At 59.7% G+C, this 6021-nt stretch carries 4 protein-coding genes and 1 pseudogene; 1 reads left to right on the forward strand and 4 read right to left on the reverse strand.

Annotated elements, in window-relative coordinates; all coding sequences use genetic code 11:
• From AAAB16_RS21015 to AAAB16_RS21025, 3 genes and pseudogenes are all read right to left on the reverse strand, one after another.
• Nucleotides 1-270 (reverse strand): annotated as a pseudogene (locus AAAB16_RS21015) (hypothetical protein); the annotation flags it as partial.
• A 148-nt stretch (nt 271-418) separates the two neighbouring features.
• Nucleotides 419-2008, reverse strand: coding sequence for a malate:quinone oxidoreductase (locus tag AAAB16_RS21020; RefSeq protein ID WP_340665081.1), 1590 nt, complete (start codon nt 2006-2008; stop codon nt 419-421).
• A 157-nt stretch (nt 2009-2165) separates the two neighbouring features.
• Complete coding sequence (locus AAAB16_RS21025) at nt 2166-3566, reverse strand: MFS transporter (protein ID WP_340665084.1); 1401 nt, start codon at nt 3564-3566, stop codon at nt 2166-2168.
• A 508-nt stretch (nt 3567-4074) separates the two neighbouring features.
• Here AAAB16_RS21025 and AAAB16_RS21030 point away from each other — a divergent pair.
• Nucleotides 4075-4773 (forward strand): hypothetical protein, encoded by a 699-nt coding sequence (locus AAAB16_RS21030; protein WP_340665082.1) that lies wholly within the window; start codon nt 4075-4077, stop codon nt 4771-4773.
• A gap of 99 nt (nt 4774-4872) precedes the next feature.
• Here the strand turns inward: AAAB16_RS21030 and AAAB16_RS21035 are convergent.
• Nucleotides 4873-6021: acyl-CoA dehydrogenase family protein (locus AAAB16_RS21035; RefSeq protein WP_340665083.1), on the reverse strand; the 1149-nt coding region annotated here is incomplete at its 5' end.

The raw sequence follows: 6021 nt of genomic DNA on the forward strand, positions 1-6021 counted from the left end.
CTTGCTGCCAGGTTTGGCTTCGCTTTCGATAAAGGCGTTGAAAAACAGGCTTGGGTCGGCGTCGCCGTAGAAGTCGTCACGCGCTTCGGCGTCCCACTCTACCGGGGCTTGGAATTGGCCGTTGAACAGTACCTTGCCGTCGCCAAGGTCTTCTTCTTCGGCTTCCGGGTCGGTCTCGTCCAGGCGGTAAACCGTGCAGCTCAGCGCATCCGTATGGCCCAGGATAAAAGTGCGTGCGGCCATACGTTTGTCGGTATCCATTACAGGCATGGGTGTCTCCAGTTGTGGCGGCGATGTGCCTGCGAGCCGGCAGTGTGCCGGTCATGCCTGAGGGCCGCAAGCACGAGTGCTCGGGTGGGGGAGACAAGGCGCCAGCCAGAGCGGCCGGCGCCTTTTTTAGCGAGGTTAGAGCAGGGCGTTACAGCGCGTCAGCCATAGGGTCGGCATCGGGCTGCACTTGCACGAATGGCAGTTGCAGGCGAGCGCTGGACCAGGCACGGGTGCTGTTGGTCAGCTCCAGGTCGTTGTTGAGCTTGCGGCCGTACGAGGGAATGATTTCCTTCAGCTTGGCTTGCCACTCGGGCGTCTTGATTTTCTCTTTGAAGGTTTTTTCCAGCACCGAAAGCATGATCGGCGCGGCGGTCGAGGCGCCTGGCGACGCACCCAACAGCGCGGCAATGCTGCCATCGGCCGAGCTGACGATTTCGGTACCGAATTGCAGTACGCCACCGAGCTCCGGGTCTTTTTTGATGATTTGCACGCGCTGGCCGGCATGCACCAGTTCCCAGTCAGAGTCTTGCGCGTTAGGGAAGTATTCGCGCAGGGCGGCCATGCGGTCGTCCTGGCTGAGCATCAACTGGCCGATTAGGTAGGTGGTCAGCGGGGTGTTATCCACACCCACGTTGGCCATCGGCATCACGTTGTGCCAGGTCATGGCGCTGAACATATCCCACAGCGAGCCATTGATCAGGAACTTGGTGGAGAAGGTGGCGAAGGGGCCGAACAGCAGCGCTTTCTGGCCATCAATCACGCGGGTGTCCAAGTGCGGCACCGACATCGGTGGCGAGCCGACCGAGGCTTTGCCGTACAGCTTGGCTTGGTGTTGGGCAACGATTTGCGGGTTCTTGGTGACCAGGAATTCGCCACCGACCGGGAAACCGGCATACCCGTCGGCCTCAGCAATGCCGGATTTTTGCAGGAGCTTGAGCGCGCCGCCGCCGGCACCAATAAATACAAACTTGGCTTTGACGCTTTTCAGTTGTTCAGCGTTGCCGAGGTCGGCGACTACCACCGTCCAGGTGCCATCGTCGTTACGCACGATGTCGCGTACTTCATGTTGCAGGTGCAGGGCCACGTCCGGGCGGCTGGTCAGCGAGCCGAACAGCTGGCGGGTGATTTCGCCGAAGTTGACGTCGGTACCAATCGGCATGCGCGTAGCGGCGAGCTTCTGGCCCTCGGCGCGGCCTTCCATTACCAGCGGCACCCACTGTTTGATCTGTGCCGGGTCTTCGGAATATTCCATGCCACGGAACAGCGAGCTGTGCTGCAAGGCGGCGTGGCGCTTGTGCAGGTAGGAGACGTTGTCGTCGCCCCAGACAAAGCTCATGTGCGGCACGTTGTTGATAAACGAGGGCGGGTTGTTCAGCACTTTCTGCTCAACCTGATAGGCCCAGAACTGCTTGGAGATTTCGAACGACTCGTTGATCGCCACCGCTTTGCTGATGTCGATGGTGCCGTCGGCCATTTCCGGGGTGTAGTTCAGCTCGCAAAAGGCCGAGTGGCCGGTGCCGGCGTTGTTCCAGGGGTTGGAGCTTTCTTCGGCGACCTGGCCCATGCGCTCGTAAATATCGATGCTCCAGCCCGGCTCCAGCTCCTTCAGGTAGGTGCCCAGGCTGGCGCTCATAATGCCGCCGCCGATCAGCAGCACGTCGACGGTTTTTTCTGGTTCAGGGGTTTTCGTGCAGCCCACCACAACCAGGCACAACAGGGATAACAACAACTTTTTCATCGGTTTACCATTTCCAGTTTTCAATCGGAAAGGCTCAGAGCAAGACCGGGGCCAGGTGCGGCAAGGCGCCGCAGGGCGGGGCTTGTAGACGATTTTGCGGCACCGGTGAGGGCTGAATTTGGCCAGATCCCGCCACCGGCGGGCGGGATTCCGCCGATCAGTCGGCGCTGGCCGCCGGTGGCAGGCGATGGCGCAAACGGTTGTCGGCCATAAACAGGGCGATCAGCAGCGGTATGGCCGCAATGGCGGCATCCAGCAGAAGTAAATCGCGAAAGGCCAGGCGCAGTTGTTCGCTATCAACCAGGCCAAGGCTGGCGCTGATATGTTCCGGGTCGACGCTGGGCAGCAGGTGCCACAGCAGGCTAGAAAGCAGGGTTACCCCCAGCGCCCCGCCAAGCCCACGGAACATACCGCAGGCTGCCGTTACCACGCCCAAATGGCTAACCGGCGCGGCGCTTTGCACGGCCACCATCGAGGTGGGGAACTGCAAGCCCAACGCCACGCCGCAGCACACCAGCAGCGGCAGGCTGAGCATCTCCAGCGCAGCCGGCAGAAACGCCAAGGCCACTAACGCCGCAGGCAACAGCAAGTTGCCGCTGAGGATCAAAGGTTTGTAGCGGCCCAATTGCGAACTCAGGCGCCCGCCGATAAACGCGCCCAACGGCGCTCCGATGGCAATTGCCATCAATTGGCTGGCACCTGTGCCCGCGCCGCCTTGGGCATGGGCGTGCAGGGGGAATAACACCGCCAATGCCACGGCCTGAAAGTTGGCGAAAAACAGCAGGCACCAACCGGCGCGTACCGGGCCGATGCGAAACAGCTCAAGGGGAATAACCGGCTCGGTAGCACGGCGCTCTTGCAGCACAAACAGCAGCAAACCGATAAGCGCCACCGCCAGGCCGATGCCATTTGCAAGCGTTAGCCACTGGCGTTCCTGACCCAGGCGTGTGATCAGCAACAGCAAACTGCCTAACCCAATCAGCAACAGCACGCCGCCCAAGTAATCAAGCTGTGCCTTGCGCCTTACCTGCGCCAGCCCGGCCAGGCGCTTGTGGCACAGCCACATCGCCAACAGACCCACCGGCAGGTTGATCCAGAACACCCAGCGCCACGACAACTGATTGCTAAGCAAACCACCCAGAGGCGGGCCGATCAGGCTGGCCAGGGCAAACATACCGCTGAACCAGGCCTGGTAGCGCCCGCGCTCGGCGGGGGCGATCAAGTCACCGATCAACGCCTGAATGGTGGCGATCATGCCGCCAGCGCCAATGCCCTGCAGGGCGCGGGCGCCAACCAGTTGCCACATATCTTGAGCCATGGCGCAAAGCACCGAGGCGAAGACAAACAGGCCGATGGATATCAGCAGCAAGCGCCGCCGGCCGTAGAGGTCGCCGAGCTTGCCAAAGAACGGCGTGGAAATGGTCATGGCCAACATATAGGCCGACACCACCCAAGCCAGCACTTCACTACCGGGCAACTGCAGGGCGATTTCCGGCAAGGCGACGGCAACGATAGTTTGGTCAAGTGCCGAGAGAAAAATCCCAAGCAACAGCCCCATCAGGATTTGCCGCAGTTGCGCAGGAGTAAGCGGGGTAGAGGCGGGAGCAGCAGTCACAACGGGCCCTTAGCGGCTGGCGGGAAGTGAGGGTGAGACCTGGCACAGCGCTGAGAGTTTGCCCAACAGGGCGTGATGTGAATAGCAGTGTTTGCGCGAATTGCTGTTAGCCATGTGGGACATGGCCTGCAAGAGGCCGGAAATTAGCCAATCGAATAGGATTTTCCTACGGCTGTGTCGGGGGCTTCCGATTTCGTCCACTGGCCCGCCAGGCGTTTAATTTCTCTCGACGACGCAGGTCGTCAACCCAGTTACCCCTTGGGTATGAATTGCCAAGCGATGCGCAGAGGTAAGGTGGCAGGATCTTCAATTCGCAGATGTTTTTGTTGAGTGGCTGCGCAGTGGTGGTCTTGGCAATTCATTTTTAAGGGCTCAGTTGGCAGGGACGCCGTTGAACGGGTAACAGTTCGGGCGTTTCTGTTTTGTTCGAATTACTAAAGGGAATTTAACCGTGCACCCCAACACCCCCTCCAACCCCGGTCGTTCTATCTGGCCTGTTTTATCTTTCCTGTTGTTCCTTTTGATCTTGCTGTTGGCCGGCTTCGCTGCCGTACAGCAGGCTGCTGTGTTGCGCGATGCCAACATGGATATTCAGACGCAAACAATGCCCTTCAGCCGTGGTTTGGTTGAGCTGCAAAGCAATCTTTCGGCGCTGGGCGTCAGCGACCAAACGCTTCGTTTGCAAGCTGACAACAGCGAGGCAGATTCCGCCGAGCTCATACGCGCTCACAGCTATATGGCGCAGATTTTTTCTGAGATAACCACGCTATCGGCGTTGAACCTAGGCGACGTTCAACGCAGCACATTCTTTGCCTTGCAAAACAGCGTGTCGCGGTTGATGCGTGAGCAAGATGAGTTCCGCACATTGCTCAACACAAGCAAGTTTGGTCAGGCTGTTGAGTTCTATGACCGTGACTTGGCGCCGCGAGTCGTCGACGTCAGCAAAGAGGTCGGCGACTTCATCGCGCTCACCCGTCGCTGGCAGCAGGACAGCCTGGAGCAGACTCTCGCGGCCTATACCGCGACCTACTGGTTGATTGTGCTGTGCCTGGCCCTTGCTGTTGCCGGTAGCTTTCTGTTGGTCGGCTGGCACCTACGTAGGTTTCTACAACCGCCATCCGCGCGCGCTCAGCATTCGCTAATCCATTAGTTCGTTATTCCAATAAATAGCATGGACGTTCTGAGCTTCCTGCTCAGTTGAACCGCCCGTTCTGGGCGGTTTTTTTTGCCTGGTTTTTCTGGTTCTGCGTTACAGGGCGTAGTTGGCCAACTCGCGAGCGATCAGCAGCCGTTGAATTTCACTGGAGCCCTCGTAGATCTGCGTAATGCGCGCATCACGGTAGTAGCGCTCAACCGGGTAGTCCTCCAGATAGCCGTAACCGCCATGAATTTGAATGGCGTCGGAGCACACGCGCTCAGCCATTTCCGAGGCGAACAGTTTGGCTTGCGAGGCTTCGGAAAGGCACGGGTGTCCGGCCGTTCTCAGGCGTGCGGCATGCAGAATCAGCAAGCGACTGGCGTTTATCTGCGTGTGCATATCGGCCAGTTTGTTGGCGATGCTTTGGTGCTCAATGATCGGCTTGCCGAACTGCACCCGTTCACGGGCATACAGCAACGCGGCCTCAAACGCAGCCCGGGCAATGCCCAGCGCCTGCGCGGCAATACCGATGCGGCCGCCTTCGAGGTTGGACAGGGCGATGGCCAACCCTTTGCCCCGTTGGCCCAACAGGTTGGCTTCGGGGATCACGCAGTTGTTGAGGGTGACGGCGCAGGTGTCCGAGGCTTTGATGCCCATCTTTTTTTCGCTGCGGTCGACGACAAAACCGGGGTTGTCGGTGGGCACCAGAAACGCCGACAGGCCTTTTTTGCCCAGCTCCGGGTCGGTCACGGCAAACACGATGGCCAGCTTGGCGCGCTTGCCGTTGCTGACAAATTGTTTGGCGCCGTTCAGCACCCAATTGCCGTCCTGTAACTCGGCGCGAGTGCGCAGATTGTTGGCCTCAGAACCGGCATGCGGCTCGGTCAAGCAAAAGCAGCCAATCGCGGCACCACTGGCCAGCGCCGCCAGCCATGCTTGCTTCTGTGCCTCGCTGCCGTAGTTGAGCACCGGGCCGCAGCCCACCGAGTTATGCACGCTCATCAAGGTGCCGGTGGCGGCATCGGCGGCGGACACTTCTTCTACCGCCAAGGCATAGGCCACGTAGTCGGTATAGGAGCCGCCCCAGCTATCGGGCACCACCATGCCCAGTAGGCCCAACTCGCCCATGCGGGCTACCACCGTGTCGTCGATCCAACCAGCTTTGGCCCATGCTTCGGCATGCGGGGCGATTTCATGGCGGGCAAAATCGCGAGCCATATCGCGGATCATGCGTTGTTCTTCGCTTAGTTCCAGGTCGTG

Origin of the sequence: Pseudomonas sp. (assembly GCF_037994325.1) — a bacterium.
Lineage (GTDB): Bacteria > Pseudomonadota > Gammaproteobacteria > Pseudomonadales > Pseudomonadaceae > Aquipseudomonas.

Excerpts from the sequence above, each read along its gene's own strand:
- AAAB16_RS21020 (WP_340665081.1), bottom strand. The coding sequence starts at position 2,008 with ATGAAAAAGTTGTTGTTATCCCTGTTGTGCCTGGTTGTGGTGGGCTGC.
- AAAB16_RS21025 (WP_340665084.1), bottom strand. The coding sequence starts at position 3,566 with ATGGGGCTGTTGCTTGGGATTTTTCTCTCGGCACTTGACCAAACTATC.